We start from the raw sequence: 19,822 nt of genomic DNA, 5'->3' as shown, positions 1-19,822 counted from the left end.
TTCCCGCAGGTCGGAGGGTGGCCCCAAATGACCAGTTCAGAAGGTATTTGAGATCACCGGCAGCAAATGCGCCCGGCCAGCTCGCAATATGGCACGCTCGGCGTTGTGCAGCTGTCCCGGTCCTCCGATCTCGCGCTCCGCGCTCTCATGCGCCTCGCCGTCGCCGATGAGCGCGGCGACCGCATGACCGCCGCGGCGATCGCGGAGTCGGTGAACGCCTCGACCTCCCACGTGGCCAAGATCGTCTCCCGACTCGTCGACCTCGGCCTCGCCGAGTCCCGGCGTGGCCGGGGCGGGGGGCTCGTCATCACCGAGGCGGGCCGACACGAGTCGGTCGGGTCATTGCTGCGCGAACTGGAGGGCCCCGGCGAGGTCGTCCAGTGTGAGGGCCCGACGCCCTGCCCGCTCGCGGGCAACTGCGGTCTGCGACGAGCTCTCGTCGACGCCCGCGAGGCGTTCTTCGCCGCCCTCGACCCCCTCACCGTCGAGGGCATCGTCCGGGCACCCACCCGGCAGGTGTCCCTCAGCCTCGCCACCGCCCCACGGCCGGACCCCGGCCCGGGGTCCTGACCACCCCCACCCCACATCACCCCACCCCACAGCCCGGCCCCCACGGTGCCCGGGCCACCCCGTCACGCCCCGAGAAGGAGATCCCCCATGACCACGTCGCTCACCACCCTGGAGTCGATCCTCGCGCACCCCCGCGAGCTGTCCGAGGAGCACGCCGCCGTCGTCCGCGCGACCCTGCCGGTCATCGGCGCCCACATCGACGAGATCACGCCCGTCTTCTACCGGACAATGTTCGCCGATAACCCCGAACTCCTCCGCGACACCTTCAACCGCGGCAACCAGAAGCTGGGCGCCCAGCAGCGCGCGCTCGCGGCGTCGATCGCGACGTTCGCCTCCCTGCTGGTGGACGGCCGGAGCCCGGTCGACATGCTCTCCCGGATCGGGCACAAGCACGCGAGCCTCGGCATCACCCCCGACCAGTACCAGGTGGTCCACGACTACCTCTTCGGCGCGATCGTGGAGGTCCTGGGCGAGGCGATCACCCCAGAGGTCGCGGCGGCGTGGGACGAGGTCTACTGGATCATGGCCGCCGTCCTGGTGGACTTCGAGAAGGCCCTCTACGCCGAGGCGCAGGTGGAACCGGGGGACGTCTTCCGCATCGCCACCGTGATCGCCCGGGAGGACGTGACGGATTCGGTCACCGTGTTCACCCTCGGTGGTCCCGACGGCGAGCCGCTGCCCGACTTCCGCCCGGGCCAGTACACCTCCGTCGGCGTGGTCCTCCCCGACGGCGCGCGCCAGCTGCGTCAGTACTCCCTGTCGACGGCACCGGGCGACGGCACGTGGCGCATCGGCGTCCGCCGGGTCGACGCCGAGGTCCGGGGCGGGCTCGGCTGCCCCGCCGGCGAGGTCTCGGGCTGGCTGCACGCCCACGCCCAGGTCGGCACCACGATCCAGGTCACCCTCCCGTTCGGCGACCTCGTCCTGGACGCCGCCGGGATCGGCCGCGACCAGGACGCCGCGCCCGTGGTCCTCTGCTCGGCCGGGATCGGCATCACCCCGATGCTCGGGATGGTCGCCCACCTGTCGGCGACGGAGGACACCCGTCGCGTGCTCGTCCTGCACGCCGACCGCTCGCCGGCCGACCACGTCCTCGCCGAGGAGGTCGCGGGCGAGTCCTCGCTGCTCGCCGACGCCGAGGTGCACACCTGGTACGAGGACGGCGCGGACACCGTCGCCGGACCGGGCGCGGTCCACCGGGGATTCATGGACCTGGCGACGGTCGAACTCCCCGAGGGGGCGCACGTCTTCCTCTGCGGGTCGACCGGGTTCCTCCAGTCACTGCGCCCGCAGTTCCTCGAGGCCGGCGTACCCGCCGAGCGGCTCCACGCGGAGCTGTTCGCCCCGAACGACTGGCTGGTGTAGTCCCGCCGGCGTGGGCCCGGATCAGCTCCGGCCGGGCCCACGGCGATCAGCGCCGGCGGTTGCGCATCTTCTCCGCGAACTCGCGGGCCTTGCGCTGGTTCTCGGGCTTCGAGGCCTCGCGCTTGACCACCTGTACGGCCTTGAGCGCGATCCCGCTCCTCAGTGCATTGCGTAGGAATGCCATCGTGTACCTCCATGTCCGGGGGCGCCAGTCTAGAGTCGGTGGGCCCCTACCGCGACCGGCCGAGAGTGGAGTCCGAGGAGTACGGATATGAGAAGTGACGGCGACGCCCTGTGGCGCATCCTGTCGACCCGCCGCGACCATCGTCACTTCCACCCGACACCGGTCGCGCGGGAGACCATCGAGCGACTGCTCGAGGTCTTCGCGGTCGCGCCGAGTGTCGGACTGAGCCAGCCGTGGCACGTCACGGTGGTCGAGGACCGCGCCGTACGGGAATCCATCCACTCCGGCTTCCGCGCGGTCCGCGCCGCCGAGGCCGAACGGTTCGGCGGCGAACGCCGCGAACTGTACGACTCGCTCCGCCTGGAGGGCATCCTCCAGGCGCCCGTGGGCCTGGTGGTCAGCCATGTGCCGCCGCCGGGTCCGATCCTCGGGACCACCAGCGTCCCGGCGGCGACCGAGTACAGCGTGGTCGCCGCGATCACCCTGTTGTGGCTGGCGGTGACGGCGGAAGGCCTCGGTATGGGATGGGTGAGTCTCGTGGAACCCGGCCATCTCTCCGACAGCGTGCGGCTTCCGCCGGGCGCACGCCCTCTGGCCTACCTGTGCCTCGGGTACCCTGCCCTCGAGCTGGACGAACCACTGTTACAGACCGTCGGGTGGGGACGTCGTTCCCCGCTGTCCGTCGACTGGGTTTGACCACGCCGCGGAGCCGGGGTCAGTCCTGCTCGACCCCGACCTCGATGAGGGTCCCCCACGGGTCGTCGAATCGCAGGACCGCACCGTCGTGACGTGTCTCGATCCGGTGGTCGGCCAGTCGCTGCCGGAGTGCGTCGACATCGTCCGCGGTGGGCAGCTCGATGTTCACCCGGCCCAGGCCCAGGGCCGCCGCGCGCGGGCCGGCGCCGGCCGTGCCCCAGGTGTTGACCGCGATGTGATGGTGGTACCCGCCGGCGGCGATGAACAGTGCCGAACCGACGTCGCTCATCACCTCGAAGCCGAGGGCGTCGACGTAGAAGTCGCGGGCTGTCCCGATGTCGCCGACCTGGAGGTGGACGTGCCCCAGTGCCGCGGACGTCCCGATCGACGAACCGGCGACCGGCGGGGTGAGGTGCGTGCGCAGGAAGGCGTTGGGGTCCAGCGGGTTGGTGGCCACCTTCAGCAACCCGTGGGGCTCGGTGGCCCAGGTGTCGCGGGGCCGGTCGGTGTACAGCTCGACACCGTTGCCCTCGGGGTCGTCGAAGTAGAACGCCTGACTGTAGAGGTGATCGGCGCTGCCGGTGAAGGATCTCGGCGCATGCCGGGCGACCGAGGCGACGGCCGCGGCCAGCGACGGCTCGTCGTCGAACAGCACCGCGGTGTGGAACAGTCCGGCCTGCCCCTGCCTGCGCGGCGGCAGCTCGGGCATGCGGCGCATCCGCACGATCGGTCGACCCGCCCGGCCGAGCACGGCGGTCTCGCCGGTCTGCTCGAGCACGTCCAGGGCCACGCCGTCGGCGTAGAACGCGATCATCGAGTCCAGGTCCCGGACCAGGAGTTCGACCGCGCCCATGCGCGTGTCCGCCGCGAGCAGGTCGTCGGCCGGGCGCTCGGCCAGGCTGCGGGGATCGGGGTTCTGGACGTAGACGGGCATGGTGCCCTCCTTGCTCTCGGCATCGCGGTCGCGTGATGTGTCATCTATATCAACCGGCCCACCCGCTCGCCTATTCCGTGATGCGTCACCCACCCCCGCGGGACCGCCGGCCGGGGCGCCTACTCCGGGGCGCCTACTCAGTGACGTCGAGGAAGCCCGCCGCGCCCTTCTCGGCGTCGGCGAACGAGTGGTCCACGAACGTGTAGCGCCCGGGCTCGACGAAGGTCATCTCCACGAACCCGCCCTGCGACGGGGCCAGGTCGAGCGCCTGTGCGCCCCCGTTCCCACTGCCGAAGGCGTCCCGCCCGTCCCGCAGCAGGTAGGCGCCCTCCTTGTACACGGTGTCGAACTGTGACCCCACCACGTGGAAGCTCGTCCCGTCACTCGGTCCGGCCGCCACCACCCACACGCGCACGGTCTCGCCGACCCGGGCGGTCAGCGGGTCCCGCCGGTACTGGGTCGCGTGCCCGTTGAACATCACCAGGTCGGGCTGCCCGGCCGCGATCTTGCCGGAGTCGAACGGCTCGTCCCCGGCGCCGAGGTACGACTCGGACTGGACCAGGGCGTACTCGCGCTCCACCTCGGGCAGGCCCGGCGGGTCCACGATGAGCGCGCCGAACATCCCCGCGGCGACGTGGCCGCTCATGGGCGCGGTCGCACAGTGGTAGAGCCAGGCGCCGGCCCGGGTCACGGTGAACCGGTACTCCAGCTCCTCGCCCGGCGGGATCGTCCGCATCACCTCGTCGGGACTGACGTCGCCGGCGTGGAAATCGATCGAGTGTCCGATGGTCCCCTCGTTGCGGAGGGTGACGATGAACGTGTCACCCACCGTGCCGCGGAGGGTCGGGGCCGGCAGCCCGCCGTTGTAGGTCCACACGGGCCGCACCACCCCGGGCGCGAGTTCGTCGGTGGTCTCCTCGACCGTGAGGGTGATCCGGTGTTCGCGGCCCGTCGGGGCGGGCGCGAGGGCCGGGTCGCGGGTCACGAACTCGTCGGAGGGCGGGGCCAGCACATCGATCGCCTCGGCGGGGGCGATGCCCACGGCGCCCCCGGCCCCACCATGGGCGTCGTGCCCGGCGGCGGGATCACCGCCCTCGACCCGGACCTGGAAGGTCATGCCCATCGCCCTGTGCCCGGCGATCGTGCACCATCCCTCGAGGGAACGCCCGACCACGCCGGCGTCCACCGTGGCGGTTCCGCCCGGGTCGACCCTGCCCGAGCCGGCCCCGTTGGTCAGGTACAGATCGTGCACCGTCGTGTCGTCGTCGTTCGTCAGTTCGATCACCAGCCGGTCGCCGGCGGGGACCGTCACCGTGTTCGGTTCGAACCTCATCCCCACCGCCGCGACCTCCACGGTCGTCGTGTTCCCGGTCGGCGTGACCGACGCGGCCTGATCGGTGCGGCGGAGTGGCGAGGACGGGTCGGCGGCGAGCGCGGCCCCCGTGGCGAGGACCACCACCAGCGCGGCGGACAGCGCGCCGACCAGATTCCGCCGACGGCCGGGGGCGATCTCCGGCCGGGACGTGCCCGGGGTGACGCGGGCGGGCTTCTCGCCGGCCTCGCGGGCCGCGGCCGCGCCCCGGATGACGGCCAACTGCGCGCGGACGGCGCGGATCATCACCGGCAGGAACAGCGCGAACCCTCCGAACGCCAGCGTGGAGCCGACGACCCGGGTCCAACTGGTCCCACCGGGCACGAGGAAGACGACCAGGCCGGCGTTGACCAGGACGAGGCGGAAGGCGACCAGACGGTTCATCTCCACCATCCCCGCCCGCACCGCCGCCGGACCACCCCGCATCACGGTGGGCATGAGGAAGCTCATCGCCCCGAAGAGGATCTGGGCGGCCGCACCGGCGAGCAGCGGGGTCGTCACCTGTCCCAGTTCGCCGATCCGGCCGGTCGCGACGAGCCACGTCGCCCACCCCAACGACACCGGCAACCACACCAGCCCACACGCGATACTCATCGAGGCGAACTCCCGCGGCGGCGCCGTGCGCGCGGTGCGGACGAGGTGGACCAGGTGCCACAGCACGGCCAGCAGGTACACGCCCAGTGCCGTGGCGGTCACCGGCGTCACGCCCGCGAGCGAGCCCGCCGCGGCCACCACCACCGCGACCGACATCACCCCCAGGGACCGGACCGCCGCCGCGTCCTGGCCGGCGGCCATAGGGGTGCGCAGTACCGTCGCCCAGAAGGTCACCAGGGTGGTCAGGACGGTGATCCCGACGAACCCCAGGACGTTGACCGCGAGGTGGAACGCGTGCAGGCGGACGGCCCACTCCCCCGGGACGCCGACCCCCATGAAGGCACCGGCCACCGCCCCGGCGGGCAGGAACGCGGCCGCCACGGCGTAGTACCGGACGATCGGCCGGAACCGGGTCGGTGCCGCCGCCCGCAGCTGCCCGACCAGGTCCACGACGTACCAGGCCACCGCGCCGCCCACGACCGTGGCGCCGGTGACGATCGGGATCGGCCACGACCCGATCATGCCCACGACCAGGACCACGATCCCGGCGTTGAGCAGCATGATCCTGCGCACCTGGAGCGCGCGTGACGCCTCCGGGGGTCGCCGGTGCAGCAGGGTCTCGGTGAAGTGCTGGCCCCACACGAGGATCGAGTTGGTGAGCAGGCCGAGGGTGAAGACGTGGATGATCGTCCACGTCGCGGCGGGCACCCACCGGTGGACCACACCCAGCAGCACGAGGGCGATCAACCACAGCTGCACGGGCCGGGTCGCCCGGCGGTGCCACGACCCCTTCCGCCGGGACGGGGTCCGGGGCGCCGCGGTGTCCATACCGCCGAGTCTAGGTCCGCCCCCCGACCGCGCAGACGCCTACGGCGACAACGGCGCCAGCCCGGCGTTCTCGAGGGCGCGACGGCCGCGGTCCGACGTCACCAACTGGAGGAACTCGTTCGCGGCCGCGCGCTCGGCCTCGGCGTCGGGGCCGTCCTCGGCGCCCGGGATCCTGGCCACCGTGTACCGGGTCGTACCGGCGGCCTGCGCCAGTTCCCTGTCGCGCTGGTCGACCTCGGCCAGCGCCACCCAGCCGTGGGACGCGGCGACATCGGTGCGGTAGACGATGCCCACGTCGAGTTCGTGGTCCGCCAGGCGGGCCGCGAGAGCACGCGACCCCGGATCACGGGCGACGTCCGCCGGGGTCGCCACGCCGGCCACGGCCAACAGCGACTCCGCTGCGCGGCCGCAGGGGACGTCCAGTGCACACAGCCCCACCCTCAGGTCGGGCCGTTCCAGGTCACGGAGGCCCGTGACCTGGCGCGGATTGCCGGACGGGACCGCGACGACGACGTGGTTGCGGGCGAACACCGTCGGTTCGACCGCGACTCCCTCATCGACGAGCCACTGCATGGAGTCCTCGTCCGCGGAGGCGAAGACGTTGATGTCGTCGCGGTCGGGCATCCCCTCGGCGATCGTGTCGGAGCGGCCCAGTTCCAGACTCACCCGGACACCGGGGTGCTCGTCCTCGAAGAGGTCGATCATCTCGGTGAACGCCTCGGACAGGGACGGCGCGGCGGCGACCCCGAGGGTCATGCCGGGGGAGTCGGGCTCCGGCTCGGCGCACGCGACGATTCCCGAGCACGCCAGGGCGAGGGCGAACACGCTGACAGCCCGGCCCCGGTTCACCGATCAGCCTCCGGCGAAGGGAGGCAGCACGTCCACCTCGGAGACGCCGTCGATAGAGGCGTGGGGGTCGCGGGTCGTCTCCTCACCCACGAGGAACGACGACACCGTCACGATGCTGGCCAGCGGCTCACCGTGTCGCTCGCAGACCTCTCGCGCCAACTCCCCGACGGTCGTGGCCTGTGTGTGCAGCCGTTCGCGGGCGGTACCCGCGGCGTCCTCGGCGGCCGCGTAGTACCCCACGGTGATCACTCTCGGTGTCCTGCTCACGACGTCAACCCTATCCTCCGGCACTGACACGTCAACCACCTATGGCGCCCATCGACCGTCGCGGCCTGTGGAAGGCGGTGCCGCCGATGCCGTGTCCTGCCTGCTTGCCCCACATCGCGCCGCGCCAGACCTCGGCGATCTCGTGGTCGGGCGCGCCCGACCTCAGCACCCCGAGGACGTCCGTCTCGTCGTCGCTGAACAGGCACGACCGCACGGTCCCCTCGGCGGTGAGGCGGGGCCGGTCGCAGGCGGCGCAGAAGTTGCGGGTGACGGTCGCGATCACCCCGACCGTCGCGGGAGCATCTCCCACGGTGCGTCCGGCGACCCGCCACATCTCGGCCGGCGCAGACGGGTCCTCGCGCCCGGCGGGAACGAGGTCGAAGCGGGTGCCGAGGGAGTCCAGTACGTCCTGCGCGGTCACCATCTCGGCGCGCGACCACGTGTTGTCGGCGTCGAGCGGCATCTCCTCGATGAAGCGCAGTTGCACGCCCTCCGCCAGGGCCCACTCCAGCAGGTCGGGCGCTCCGGGCAGGGTCGCCCGCAGGGGCACCGCGTTGACCTTCACCGGGTCCAGGCCGGCCTCGACCGCGGCCCGGACGCCCCGCAGGACGGACGGCAGCCGGTCCCGGCGGGTGAGTTGGGCGAACTCGAGGCGGTTGACGGTGTCCAGGGAGATGTTGATCCGGTCCAGACCGGCCTCGACCAGCGCGCCGACCCGGTGTTCGAGCCCCACGCCGTTGGAGGTCATCGCGATCGGCAGGTCGGGGCACTCGGCCCGCGTGCCGGCGATGATGCGCTCGAGGTCGGCCCGCATGAGGGGTTCGCCCCCGGTGAAGCGGACCTCGTGCACGCCCAGCTCGCGGTGCGCCAGGGCGACCAGCCGGATCACCTCGTCAGCGGTCATCCGCGCGGCGTCCGGGATGGGCGGCAGCCCTTCCTCGGGCATGCAGTACGTGCAGCGCAGCGAGCACTTCTCGGTCAGCGAGACGCGGAGGTCGCGGGCGACGCGGCCGAAGGAGTCGACGAGCAGCGGGGTGGCGGGGCGCGTGGAGGGGCTGCGGGTGTCCGGTTCGGTCACGGCGCCCACCTCCCTCCGCGGTCGCGTGACTCCAAGTGTAGGGGGCACCGTCCGGCGGCGTGCGACCCCCGTCCGGTCACCTATCCGCTGTGTCCCCGTCCGCGGCGCGCCCCTGGCGGGGCGGGGACGTCCGGGGCGGGGACGTCCGGGTTCGGCCCCAGCAGCGTGAGCTCGTGGATCTCGTCGCGCTCGGCCTGGTCGCGCAGCTGGGGCGCGATCGCCCGCCCCAGGTGGTAGCCCAGGACCACCACGAGGGTGCCCAGCGCGATGCCGCCGAGCTGGAAGTCGTCGGTGATGAGCAGGGTCGTGTCGCCGACCGCGATCACCACACCCGCCGCCACCGGCACCAGGTTGAGCGGGTTGCCGAAGTCGACCCGGTTCTCCTTCCAGATCTTGGCGCCGAGCAGGCCGATCATGCCGTAGAGCACCACCGTGATGCCGCCGAGCACGCCGCCCGGGGTCGCGGAGATCACGGCCCCCAGCTTGGGGGAACACCCCAGCACGATCGCGGTCAGCGCGGCCACCACGTAGGCGGCCGTCGAGTACACCTTGGTCGCGGCCATCACGCCGATGTTCTCGGCGTACGTCGTCGTCGCCGATCCACCGAAGGACGTGGCCAGCACGGTTCCCGCGCCGTCCGCGGCCAGCGCGCGGCCCATCAGGCCGTCGGTCTCGGTGCGGGTGATCTCGCCGATCGCCTTGACGTGCCCGGCGTTCTCGGCGATGAGCGCGATGACGCCCGGCACCACGAGCAGCACGAACGCCAGCGAGAAGTCGGGCGCGTGGATTCCCACCACGCCGGCGGCCTCGTCGGTCATCGGCGGCAGCCCGATCCACGGCGCGTCCCACACCGCCGACCAGTCCACGCGCGGGCTCTCGGGCCCGGTGACCAGGTCGAGCACCCAGGACAGGACGTACCCGAAGACCAGGGACAGGAAGATCGCGATCCGCCCGGCGAAGCCCTTGAGCCCCACGGTCATTCCGATCAGCACGATCATCACCGCCAGTGCGACCCACTGGTCCTGCGGCCAGTACGTGTCCGCCACCACCGGCGCCAGGTTGAAGCCGAGCAGCATCACCACGGCGCCGGTCACCACGGGCGGCAGGATCGCGGTGACCACGCGGCCGCCCACGACGTGCACGATCAGGCCCACCACCAGCAGCGTCGCGCCGGCGACGAGCATGGCGCCGGTCACCTCGGCGCTGGTGCCGCCCTGCGCGCGGATCGCGGCGACCGCGCCGACGAACGCCACCGAGGTGCCGAGGTAGCTGGGGACCTGCCCCTTGACCACCGCGAGGAACAGGAGGGTGCACACGCCGGAGAAGAGGATCGCCAGCTGCGGGTTGAGCCCCATGATGATGGGGAAGACGAACGTCGCGCCGAACATCGACACCACGTGCTGGGCGCCGATCCCGATGGTCCGCGGCCAGCTCAGCCGCTCCATGGGGGCGACCACCTCGCCGGGTCTGATGTTCTTGCCGTCGCCGTGTACCGACCAGAGACCCACTTCTTCCCCACTCTCGCTGCGTCCGGCCGCACTCGCGCGGACCGTAGGCACAGTACAACGCGGTTACGGTGGTGACATGACCTCCCTGCCAGACAGGCCTAGCCGCCCGTCCCCCGCCGAGTACCGCGAGCTCCTGCGTTCGCACCTGGAGCCGGTCCTCGAGCGGGCCGCCCGCAGTACGCACCTGCCGCTCGCGGCGTGCGCGGACTCGGTGCTCTCGGCGGAGTTGCGGGCGTCGGTCGACCTGCCGTTGTTCGTGAACTCGCAGATGGACGGGTACGCGGTGCGCTCCGCTGACGTCGCGGGGGCGGGACCCGACTCGCCGGCGCGGCTGACGGTGGTCGGGGCGGTGCACGCCGGTGACGGGCCGGGACCCGATGTCGACGACGACGAGGCCTGCAAGATCATGACCGGTGCGCCCGTCCCCCGGGGTGCCGATTGTGTGGTGCCGATCGAGGACACGACCGTGAGCGACACCGACTCCTCGGTCGTGCTGGTGCACGCGCCGCGGTCGCCGGGCGAGTTCATCCGTCGCCCGGGGGACGACGTCCGGGCCGGCGACGTGGTGATCGACGCCGGGGTGCGGTTGCAGGCGCGGCACCTTGCGGCGGCGGCCTCGCTCGGGGAGTCGGGACTCGATGTGCGGCCGCGGCCGCGGGTCGGGGTGGTGGCCACCGGCTCCGAGCTGGTGGCGCCGGGGCGGCCGCTCGCGCCCGGGCAGATCTGGGAGTCCAACTCGATCACCCTGGCCGCCGCGCTCAAGGCGTGCGGCTGCGAGGTCACCACGACGCTCATCAGCGGCGATGACCGCGCGGCGTTCACCTCGACTCTCGACGCGGCCGCCGGGGACGCCGACCTCGTGGTGACCGTCGGCGCGGTGTCGATGGGCGACGCCGAGGTCGTGCGCCAGGTGCTCGCCGACCGGGAGGGCGCTCGTTTCGCCCCGATCGCCATGCAGCCCGGCGGCCCGCAGGGGCTCTCGAGCTGGCGTGGCACTCCCGTGGTGTGCCTGCCGGGCAACCCCGTGAGCGCGATGGTGTCGTTCGTCGTGCTCCTGCGGCCGGTCATCCTCGAGGCCGTCGGCCGCGCGCCGATCCGCCCCGTCCGCGCCCGCCTGTCCCGCGACGTCACCTCGCCTGCCGGGCGGATGCAGTACCTGCGGGCGGCGCTGGCCGCGGACGGCGACGGCCGGCCCACTGCCGATCCGGTCTCGGGCCCCGGCTCGCACCTCGTGGCCTCGATGGCCCGGGCGGACGTGTTGATCGAGATCCCCGCCGACGTCACCTCACTGGAGTCCGGCGCCGAGGTCGACGTCCTGCCGCTGTAGGGGCACGCCGTACAGTCCGGGGGAAGGTGCGTTGACCAGCCTGCGCACGTCGTACTTCGCCGCGGGCGAGAACGGGGGTCCCGATGCGTTCCGACGCCGAGCCGACCGCGGTGCCGGACGAGGGCCTTCTCAAGTACCTCGTGTACACGAGTACGCCGACCAGGCAGATGGTGCCCGAGGACTTCGAGTCGATCCTGCGCACTGCCAGGCACCGCAATCGTCGCGTGGGAATCACCGGCATCCTGCTCTTCCGGGACAACTGCTTCATCCAGTTCCTCGAGGGCCCACCGGCCGAGATCGATGCCCTCCTGGACGACATCATCGCCGATGAGCGGCACCACCACCTCCGCGTGATCCTCACCGAGACGACCGTCGACCGCAGCTTCCCCGATTGGCGGATGGGATTCGGGACGCCCGGGGCCCACGAGCCAGCCGGCCTGCCCGACGAGCGCGACAGTTTCAACGACCTCGCCGCCGGTGCGGACGGGGGCACGGTGCGACGGGCGGCCGACGTCGTGTCGACCTGGTTCAAGGCGAAGGAACACTCCGCCGCGTCCTGACCCGGCACAGCAGACGTGTAAATGACGAGCGTCCGACGCACCCGCTACAAGCGGACTGTGCGCCGGACGCTCGTGCTCACCCCGGGTCAGATGTGACCCGGCGTGTCAGAACCAGTGTTTACGTCCACCGACCGCGCGGCCTGCCGCACCGAGGATGACGAGGATGACGCCGATCGCGATGAGCACGAGACCGATCGTCCAGAGGATGGGGATGTCCAAGAGGAATCCGAGGATCAAGAGAATTGCGCCAAGAATGATCATGTAGTCGTCCTTTCACCGTAATTTTTCAGGAACGACTGAGCGTACCCACGTCCCACAGAGTCCGCGACCGATCGCGCCCGGTCACGCCCGCGCCTCATCCCGTGCTGTCGAGCGCCTGCTGCCAGAAGTCGATCTCCAACCGGGTGGCCGTGCGGAACACCTCGGTGAGCTCGTCGAGGCGGCGGTCGGTGAGCCCGCCTTCGGACAGCACGTCGAGCTGCTCGATCGCGGCGCCGGCAGCGGCGGTGAACTCCGCCCCCGAGTACTCGGAGATCCACTCGCCGTAGGGATGCTCGCCGCTGTACTCGGCGAGCCGGGGCGCCAGGTGTGCGCCGATCTCGGCATAGCCGATCGTGCACGGGGCCAGCGCCGCGTGCAGGTCGAGCAGGTCCCCCGCCATGCCGGAATCCAGCACGTACCGGGTGTAGGCGACGGTGGCCTGCTTCTCGGCGGCGGCCTCGAGTTCGGCGCGCGGGATTCCCCAGCGTTCGGTGAGCCGCAGGTGCAGTTCGGTCTCCGCGAGGATCGCGCCGGTCGCCTGGTGGGCGGCGGTGATGTCGGCCAGGGTGCGGCTCTTGTAGGCGGCCAGCGCGTTGGCGCGGGCGAACTGCACCAGGAAGTGGAAGTCCTGCACGAGGTAGTCACGGAACACCGCCAGCGGCAGCGTCCCCCGCCCGAGTTCGGTGACGAACTCGTGTTCGGTATAGGCCTCCCACTCTGGACGGCAGCGGTCTTTCAGGGTCTCGAACAGGGTCACTCGGCTCTCCCGTCGTGGGCGGACATCAGGCGGGCGACGATCGCGCCGTGAGGACGGGCTCCCGGCCCGGTCCGCGTGTAGGTCTCGATCACCTCGAAGTCTGCCATCCGCAACTCCTCCGACAGGGCCTCAACCGACCAGCGGTAGGCCCCGGCCACGGCGTGATCGAACCGTTCGACCTCCGCACCGTGGAAGAACCCGAGCAGTAGTCCGCCGCCGGGGCGCAGACACCGCGCCATCCGCAACAGCGTCGGTCGCACGGTGGCCGGTTCGTGGTGGATGAGCGAGTACCAGGCGAGAATCCCCGCGACCTCGCCGGGCGACCGGGGTAGCGCGTCGAGGTCACCCACCTCGAATCGACACCCGGGATGAGCTCGGCGGGCGTGACTCACGAACTCCGGTACCTGGTCGACTCCGCGCACGTCGACGCCCCGGGCCGCCAGGTGGCCCGTCCAGTGCCCTGGGCCGCAGCCTGCATCGATCAGCGGCCCGTCGAGCTGATCCGCCCAGCGCGCGACCAGCTCGAGGTCCGAGGGGTGGACCGACGCGATGGAACCGAGGTGGTCGATGTACTCCTGTGCGCGGCTCGAGTACGCCGCTCCGACCTCCCCGGTCACGACGACCTCCCCCGTCGGCGACTCGGCTGTACACCCTCCCACCGGCGGAAACTGCGGGAGAAGGTCGCGGTCTCGGAGTAGCCCAGCTCGGCGGCCACCTCGGCCACCGGGACGTCGTGCACCAGCAGCTCGAGCGCCCGCTGATGCCGCACCTCGTCGACCAGCGTCCGATACGAGGTCCCTTCCGCTCCGAGGTGGCGTCGCAGGGTGCGGACATCGACGTGCAGTTCCGCCGCCACGTCCGCCATCGACGGCCAGGTTCCGCGCTCGTGCCGGAGCCGGCTGCGCACCTGGCCGGCCACGCCGACCCGCGCGAGCCTGTCGGCGAGGAGCTCGCGGCACTGCCGCTCGAACACTCGCGCCGTGTTCTCGTCGCCCTGCGGCAGCTCGGCCTCGAGGGCCTGTCGCGAGACGGTCAGCCGGTTGCGCGCGGCGTGCGGCGTGACCGTGTCCGGCGCCAGGCCCCACGCGTGCCCGACCAGCGCCGCGCTCTCCGGGCCGAGGGTCGTCTCGAGCGAGACCGGCCCCAGGTCGATCCGGGCACCGCGGAACGCCGCGGCCAACCCTGCCAGGTCCCGCTCCACGACAAAGGTGCGCACGTCGGCGGGGATCTGGTCGTCGACGGCGACCAGGACCGCCCCGCCGTCCGGACCGTCCACCTCGAGAGAGAACTGCACGTGGGTCGGGGACAAGGCGAGATAGGGGATCGCGCGATCGATCGCCGCCCGCACGGTGGGGCCCGCGAGCATCATGAAGCCGATGACGCCGGTCCGTCCGATGGTGGAGTGGGCACCGACGCCCGCCCCCAGCCCGGGCCGGTCTCCGAGGCGCGCGAGCAGGGTGCGGATCACCGTGAACTCCTGGTGCGCCCAGATCTGCGCGGTCTCGTCGTGGAGGTCGCCGGGATCGAGGCCCGTGCCGGCCAGGCACTCCGTCGTCGTCATCCCGTGGGCCAGCCCGCCCTCCACCATGATGCGGACGCCCTCGGTGCCCCGCGGCACCGCCCATACCGGCGAGGAGTCCATCGGCCGACCGTAGCAACACCGGGCGGCGGATGTCCGAAAATGCCAACTCTGCGCCCGTTTGCGACCTTCCCGCGCCCGCGTCGGGTGGCTAGCGTCACAGTCATGACTCTCGCCGCACGCGCAGGAACCGCCCAGTCAGCCGGCCCCACCGGCCTCGCCGACGAGATCCGGGCGCTGTACGCGCGGGCCAAGGCCGCCGTCGGCGAGGACGACCTGGCGCACATCCGCAACGTCACCGCCTACGGGCGCGCGATCGACGCCCGCCGGCGCGAACTGCTGCGCGAGGGCGGGCCGCGGGCGATCCGGCGGGCCACGGCACTGGAGATGATGTACCGGCTCATGCAGTTCTCCGAGCTCGGACACAACATCGTCCACGGCAGCTACGACCACCTGCCCGGCAACGGCGACTATCACTCCGACCGTTATGAGTGGGACTTCAACGTGGACGTCGACCACTGGAAGACGATGCATCACGTGGGCCACCACCCCAACACGAACATCGTCGGCAAGGACCACGACCTCGGCTACAGCATCTTCCGCGGCAGCGCCGGACAGGACTGGTACGGCCACCACCTCGGTCAGGTGGCGCTCATCTCGGCGCTGGCGGCAGCGGCCCCGGCAGCGGCTCCGTTCTTCCTGGCCAACATCGCCCGCAAGGTTTCCGGCGACCCGTTCTTCAGCGCCTACACCCTGCGCTCGCCCGCCCGGATCGCCGGACGCGACCTGAGGCGTCGCTTCATCGACGAGCCGTTCCGTTCGGGGTGGAAGCCGCTGCCCACCCTGCTGGCCAACTACTCCGGCGGCGTCACCGGCTACATGGCCGTGTTGTTCCTCGTGTTCATCGAGCACCACGCCGGCGAGCTGGAGCTGTTCACCGACCCCGGCCCCGACGAGACCGCCGACCAGTACTACGAGCGACAGATCCGGGCGACCCGCAACTTCCTGCCCAGCACGCAGATGGACGACGCCCTCGCGCGGGTCCTGGAGGAGGAGGTGCCGTTCGCCGATCGCCCCGACCTGCGGATCTTCTACGGCGGCCTCGACACCCACGTCGAGCACCACCTGTTTCCCGATCTGCCACCGTCGATGCAGCGCAGGATCGCCCCGGAGGTCCGGGCGATCGCCGCGAAGTACGGACTGCCGTACCACGAGACGCCGCTACTCGAGACGGTGCCGCTGATCGCCAAGACGCTCACCGGGCTGTCGGTCCCGTTCGGCGAGCGCGAGTTCGGCCGCCCCTCGACACTGTTGCGCGACCCCGCCTCACTCGTACGCCGCGTGCGCGCCGGGCTGTCCTACAGGCCCCTGCCCGAGTCGCCGTACCTGGACAAGCCGCGCTTCCACAACGTGCCGGTCAGGGTCCTGTCCGCGACGCCCGTCGCCGACGGCCAGGCCGTGTCGGTGCGGTTGGCCCGCCCGCGCGGCTGGGAGGACATCGGGTGGGATGCCGGAGCGTACGTGTCGCTCCGGGTCGCCGGCGGAGGCGATCGCGCCGGCGATGGTCAGGGCGGCGAGGAGTCGGTCCGCCAGTACAGCCTGGTCCGCGACAGTTCGGACGCGGAGGCGGATGCCGGGGGCGCCATGGAGATCTGCGTCAAGCGCGTCGAGGGCGGGCGGGTGTCCACCCGGCTCAACGACTCGTTGCGCGCGGGCGACCACGTGACACTGGTCGGCGTGCCGCAGTCCTCGGGCGACTTCCCGACGCCCTCGCCGGGTGCGAAATCCCTGCACATCGCCGGCGGGGTGGGGATCACCCCGATCATCAGTCTGTTGCGCCGCATCGCCCGCGACGCGCGCCGCGGCCAGCCCGACGGAGCCACCGGTACCCGCCCCGACGCGACGCTGCTGTACGTCAACCGCGACGACCGCTCGATCATCTTCGAGTCCGAACTACGCGAGCTCGCCCGCGACTCCGGCATCACCCTGCACCTGTTCACCGATGCACCGTCCGCGCGCGAGGACCTCTCCACCTGCCGACTCGGCCCAGAGCTCCTGCAGCGCGTGGTCCCCGACGCCGCCGATCGCGAGACCTACGTGTGTGCCCCGGCCGCGCTCATCGACCTGACGCGCGGGTGGCTGCGTGACCTGGGCCAGCCGGCCGGGCGGTTCCACGCCGAATCGTTCACCGCGCCCGAACTGGACCGGCCCGACGACGACGGCAGTCGCTACACCGTCCGTTTCCGCCGCACCGGCACGGCGGTGGAGATCGACGGTGCCACCACCCTGCTCGAGGCGGCCGGCCGTGCCGGGATCGCCGTGCCCACCGGCTGCCAGCGCGGGCTGTGCAAAGCGTGTGTGACGCCCAAGCTCAGCGGCACCATCCGCGCGGAGGCCGCCGACCGTGCACCCGGCGCCGTCGCGCAGGAGCGCGTCACCGTCTGCACCGCGCTGGCCTGCTCGGACGTCGAGCTGGATCTCTAGTCGGCCGTCACCACTTCCCGCGCGTGTACTGCGGCGGGTACGGGGCCCGCCGCCAGTCCAGGCCGAGTTCGGCAGCCGCGCGCTGTGGCCAGGCGGGCTCGCGCAGTGCGGCGCGCCCGAGGAACACCACGTCAGCGCGCTCGTCGACCAGCAGCTGTTCGGCGGACTCCGGGTCACTGATGAGCCCCACGGCGCCCGCCAGGACTGCACCCGACGCGCGCACCTCCTCGGTCAACGGCACCTGGTAGCCCTGCTCCAGTTCGACCGGCGGCCGGTCGGGGGTGTTGGCGGCCGAGGAGACGTCCACCAGGTCGACCCCGTGCTCGGCGAGCCGGCCCGCCAACCAGCGCGAATCCTCCGGGGTCCAGCCGCCGGGCACCCAATCCGTGGCCGAGATCCGGACGAACAGTGGCTTACCTTCCGGCCACACCTGCCGCACCGCGTCGCAGATCTCCAGCAGCAGCCGGGCCCGGTTGTCGCGCGAACCGCCGTAGGAGTCGTCCCGCTCGTTGGACAGCGGCGAGAGGAACTCGTGGATGAGGTACCCGTGGGCGGCGTGGATCTCCACGACGTCGAACCCGGCGTGGTCGGCGCGGCGGGCGGCGTCGGCGAACGCGGTCACCACCGCGCGGATCCCGTCGACGTCCAGCGCCTCCGGTGTGGTCATGTCACCGAACCCGATCGCCGAGGGCGCGACCGTCGTCCACGCACCCTCCTCGGGCGGAAGTGAGCCGACCGGGTATCCGGGCCACGCCCGGTACGCCGACGCCTTCCGCCCGGCGTGCGCCAGCTGGATGCCGATCGCCGCCCCCTGGGAGTGCACGAAGTCCACGATGGGCGCCCACGCATCGCGCTGCGTGTCGTTCCACAGCCCGGCGTCCTCGGGACTGATCCGCCCCTCCGGCACCACCGCCGAGGCCTCCGCGAGGATCAGGCCGAACCCGCCCTGCGCCCGCGCGCCCAGGTGCACGAGATGCCACGGCGTGGGCACCCCGTCACGGTCCTCGCACGAGTACTGGCACATCGGCGAGAGCCACACCCGGTTCCGGATCTCGAGGTCGCGGATACGGATCGGTTCGAAGAGCATCGCCATGTCCGCGATTAAACCCGCACCCCGTGACGCGCCGCCTCGCCGCACCCCCGGAGCCCGCCGCACCCGGCCGACTACCGTGAACGGCATGACTGACGCGCCGACCGGACAGGGCTCATCACCCGAGCCGAAGCTCACCCACCTCGACGCCGAGGGCCGCGTGCGCATGGTCGACGTCGGCGACAAGGCGGTCACCACCCGCACCGCCACGGCCGAGGGGATCTTCCGCACCCGCCCCGACGTCGTGACCATGGTCGCAGGAGACTCGCTGGGCAAAGCCGACGTCCTGGCCACCGCCCGCCTGGCCGGGATCGGCGCGGCCAAGAAGACCTCCGAGCTCATCCCGCTGTGCCACCAGATCCCGCTGAACTCGGTCAAGGTGCACTTCGACCTCGACGACGAGGCCGGCGAGATTCACGTGAAGGCCACCGCCAAGACGACGGGCAGGACGGGTGTCGAGATGGAAGCCCTGACCGCCGTCTCCGTGGCCGGGCTGACGCTGCACGACATGGTCAAGGCCGTCGACCCGCTCGCCACCATGGACGGGGTCCGCCTCGCCGCCAAGACTGGCGGCAAACGCGGTGACTGGACGCGAGAATCCGAGGAGGCGACCGGGAACGACGACGACGAGGTGACGCGCGCGAACACCGGGCCCGCCGCGCTCGATTCCGGCCGAAGTGGTGTCGTCGTCGTCTCCTCCACCGCCGCCGCGCACGGCCACCGCGAGGACACCACCGGCCCCGCCATCGAGGGTTGGCTCCTCGAGCGCGGTTTCTCGCCGGTCGAGGTGCACGTGGTGGCCGACGCCGACATCGCCACGGCCGTCACCGAGCACGTCCGCCGCTCCCCCGCGGTCCTGTTCACCACCGGCGGCACGGGGGTCGCCCCGGACGACCGCACGCCGGAGGCCACCGCGCCGCACCTGGAGCTGGAGCTGCCGGGGGTCGCCGAGGCGATGCGGGCCCGCGGCCTGGCGGCCACGCCGACGGCGGCGATGAGCCGCGGGCTCGCGGGCTTCGCCGGACGTACCCTGGTGGCGAACCTGCCGGGTTCGACGGGCGGGGTCCGCGACGGGTTGGCGGTCCTCGACGACCTGCTCGAGCATCTGCTCGACGTCCACGCCCACGGAGGAGGACACCGATGAGCGTCTCCAGTCCGCTGGTGGACATCACCGACCGGGAGATCAATCCGCGCGAGGTCGAGAAGGCCGTGTGGACCAGCGCCGACGGAGCGATGGTGACGTTCTCCGGCGTCGTGCGCGACCACGACGGGGGCCGCGAGGTCCACGACATCGAGTATTCGGCCCACCCAACGGCCCGCGAGACGCTCGCCCGGCTCTGCGACGAGGTCGCGGCCGAGCACACCTTGCCGGCCGATTCCGGGCGCACGGTCCGCGTGTCCGCCGTCCACCGCGTGGGCGTGCTGCCGGTGGGCGAGGTCGCGGTGGTGGTGGTCGCCGTGGCTCCGCATCGGGCCGAGGCGTTCGCGGCGTGTTCGGAGCTCATCGAGCGTCTCAAGC

20 protein-coding genes are annotated in these 19,822 nt (G+C 72.0%); 8 read left to right on the top strand and 12 right to left on the bottom strand.

Going from position 1 to position 19,822, the window contains the following annotated elements:
• The first annotated feature begins 105 nt into the window (after positions 1-105).
• Positions 106-570 (top strand): Rrf2 family transcriptional regulator, encoded by a 465-nt coding sequence (locus tag NR111_RS15265; protein WP_120285249.1) that lies wholly within the window; start codon positions 106-108, stop codon positions 568-570.
• An 87-nt stretch (positions 571-657) separates the two neighbouring features.
• The gene (locus NR111_RS15260) at positions 658-1,935 is read left to right on the top strand and encodes a globin domain-containing protein (protein WP_206474455.1); all 1,278 of its coding nucleotides are present in this window, start codon (positions 658-660) and stop codon (positions 1,933-1,935) included.
• A gap of 46 nt (positions 1,936-1,981) precedes the next feature.
• Here the strand turns inward: NR111_RS15260 and NR111_RS15255 are convergent, their stop codons facing one another.
• Positions 1,982-2,119: a hypothetical protein gene (locus NR111_RS15255; RefSeq protein WP_167457859.1), complete on the bottom strand. Its 138-nt coding sequence runs from the start codon at positions 2,117-2,119 to the stop codon at positions 1,982-1,984.
• Positions 2,120-2,206: 87 nt separating this feature from the next.
• Here NR111_RS15255 and bluB point away from each other — a divergent pair, with 87 nt between their 5' ends.
• Positions 2,207-2,815: a 5,6-dimethylbenzimidazole synthase gene (gene bluB / locus NR111_RS15250; protein ID WP_154829511.1), complete on the top strand. Its 609-nt coding sequence runs from the start codon at positions 2,207-2,209 to the stop codon at positions 2,813-2,815.
• 19 nt (positions 2,816-2,834) lie between these two features.
• On the opposite strand, the gene NR111_RS15245 is transcribed toward bluB, so the two are convergent.
• From NR111_RS15245 to NR111_RS15220, 6 genes are all read right to left on the bottom strand, one after another.
• Positions 2,835-3,749 (bottom strand): VOC family protein, encoded by a 915-nt coding sequence (locus NR111_RS15245; RefSeq protein WP_206474456.1) that lies wholly within the window; start codon positions 3,747-3,749, stop codon positions 2,835-2,837.
• A gap of 133 nt (positions 3,750-3,882) precedes the next feature.
• Positions 3,883-6,543: a multicopper oxidase domain-containing protein gene (locus NR111_RS15240; RefSeq protein WP_206474457.1), complete on the bottom strand. Its 2,661-nt coding sequence runs from the start codon at positions 6,541-6,543 to the stop codon at positions 3,883-3,885.
• A gap of 39 nt (positions 6,544-6,582) precedes the next feature.
• Complete coding sequence (locus tag NR111_RS15235) at positions 6,583-7,392, bottom strand: substrate-binding domain-containing protein (protein ID WP_206474458.1); 810 nt, start codon at positions 7,390-7,392, stop codon at positions 6,583-6,585.
• 3 nt (positions 7,393-7,395) lie between these two features.
• A complete protein-coding gene (locus NR111_RS15230) occupies positions 7,396-7,659 on the bottom strand; it encodes a MoaD/ThiS family protein (protein WP_227022118.1) in 264 nt (87 codons plus the stop codon).
• 31 nt (positions 7,660-7,690) lie between these two features.
• The gene (gene moaA / locus NR111_RS15225; RefSeq protein ID WP_374210745.1) at positions 7,691-8,746 is read right to left on the bottom strand and encodes a GTP 3',8-cyclase MoaA; all 1,056 of its coding nucleotides are present in this window, start codon (positions 8,744-8,746) and stop codon (positions 7,691-7,693) included.
• A gap of 71 nt (positions 8,747-8,817) precedes the next feature.
• Complete coding sequence (locus NR111_RS15220) at positions 8,818-10,245, bottom strand: uracil-xanthine permease family protein (protein ID WP_256821310.1); 1,428 nt, start codon at positions 10,243-10,245, stop codon at positions 8,818-8,820.
• Between the two features lie 76 nt (positions 10,246-10,321).
• Between NR111_RS15220 and glp the strand changes: the two genes are divergently transcribed.
• A complete protein-coding gene (glp, locus tag NR111_RS15215) occupies positions 10,322-11,572 on the top strand; it encodes a gephyrin-like molybdotransferase Glp (protein WP_256821309.1) in 1,251 nt (416 codons plus the stop codon).
• A gap of 83 nt (positions 11,573-11,655) precedes the next feature.
• Complete coding sequence (locus tag NR111_RS15210) at positions 11,656-12,132, top strand: BLUF domain-containing protein (protein ID WP_067715030.1); 477 nt, start codon at positions 11,656-11,658, stop codon at positions 12,130-12,132.
• Between the two features lie 105 nt (positions 12,133-12,237).
• Here NR111_RS15210 and NR111_RS15205 read toward each other — a convergent pair whose 3' ends face one another.
• The 4 genes from NR111_RS15205 to NR111_RS15190 form a co-directional block, all read right to left on the bottom strand.
• Positions 12,238-12,393, bottom strand: a complete 156-nt coding sequence (locus tag NR111_RS15205) for a DUF6131 family protein (protein ID WP_096906278.1) — start codon at positions 12,391-12,393, stop codon at positions 12,238-12,240.
• 94 nt (positions 12,394-12,487) lie between these two features.
• Complete coding sequence (gene tenA, locus NR111_RS15200) at positions 12,488-13,150, bottom strand: thiaminase II (protein WP_256821307.1); 663 nt, start codon at positions 13,148-13,150, stop codon at positions 12,488-12,490.
• The gene (locus NR111_RS15195; protein ID WP_119193026.1) at positions 13,147-13,767 is read right to left on the bottom strand and encodes a class I SAM-dependent methyltransferase; all 621 of its coding nucleotides are present in this window, start codon (positions 13,765-13,767) and stop codon (positions 13,147-13,149) included. Before NR111_RS15195 ends, tenA begins: the two co-directional genes overlap by 4 nt.
• Positions 13,764-14,792 carry an AraC family transcriptional regulator gene (locus NR111_RS15190; RefSeq protein ID WP_256821306.1) on the bottom strand — a complete coding sequence of 343 codons (1,029 nt, stop codon included), beginning with the start codon at positions 14,790-14,792 and terminating at the stop codon, positions 13,764-13,766. The genes NR111_RS15195 and NR111_RS15190 overlap by 4 nt, the downstream gene beginning before the upstream one ends.
• 102 nt (positions 14,793-14,894) lie before the next feature.
• On the opposite strand from NR111_RS15190, the gene NR111_RS15185 reads away from it, so the two are divergent.
• On the top strand, positions 14,895-17,213 hold the full coding sequence (locus NR111_RS15185; protein WP_256821305.1) for a fatty acid desaturase: 2,319 nt from the start codon (positions 14,895-14,897) through the stop codon (positions 17,211-17,213).
• Positions 17,214-17,220: 7 nt separating this feature from the next.
• Here NR111_RS15185 and NR111_RS15180 read toward each other — a convergent pair whose 3' ends face one another.
• Complete coding sequence (locus NR111_RS15180; RefSeq protein WP_256821304.1) at positions 17,221-18,306, bottom strand: NADH:flavin oxidoreductase/NADH oxidase; 1,086 nt, start codon at positions 18,304-18,306, stop codon at positions 17,221-17,223.
• 85 nt (positions 18,307-18,391) lie between these two features.
• Between NR111_RS15180 and moaCB the strand changes: the two genes are divergently transcribed.
• The gene (moaCB, locus tag NR111_RS15175) at positions 18,392-19,447 is read left to right on the top strand and encodes a bifunctional molybdenum cofactor biosynthesis protein MoaC/MoaB (RefSeq protein WP_067715045.1); all 1,056 of its coding nucleotides are present in this window, start codon (positions 18,392-18,394) and stop codon (positions 19,445-19,447) included.
• The coding region (locus tag NR111_RS15170) for a molybdenum cofactor biosynthesis protein MoaE (RefSeq protein ID WP_256821303.1) at positions 19,444-19,822 on the top strand (379 nt) is incomplete at its 3' end. The genes moaCB and NR111_RS15170, both read left to right, overlap by 4 nt.

Source organism: Dietzia sp. Die43 (assembly GCF_024519835.1).
Lineage (GTDB): Bacteria > Actinomycetota > Actinomycetes > Mycobacteriales > Mycobacteriaceae > Dietzia > Dietzia kunjamensis.
The sequence above is the reverse complement of the archived record's forward strand: the minus strand, read 5'-3'. Positions and strand labels throughout refer to the sequence as shown.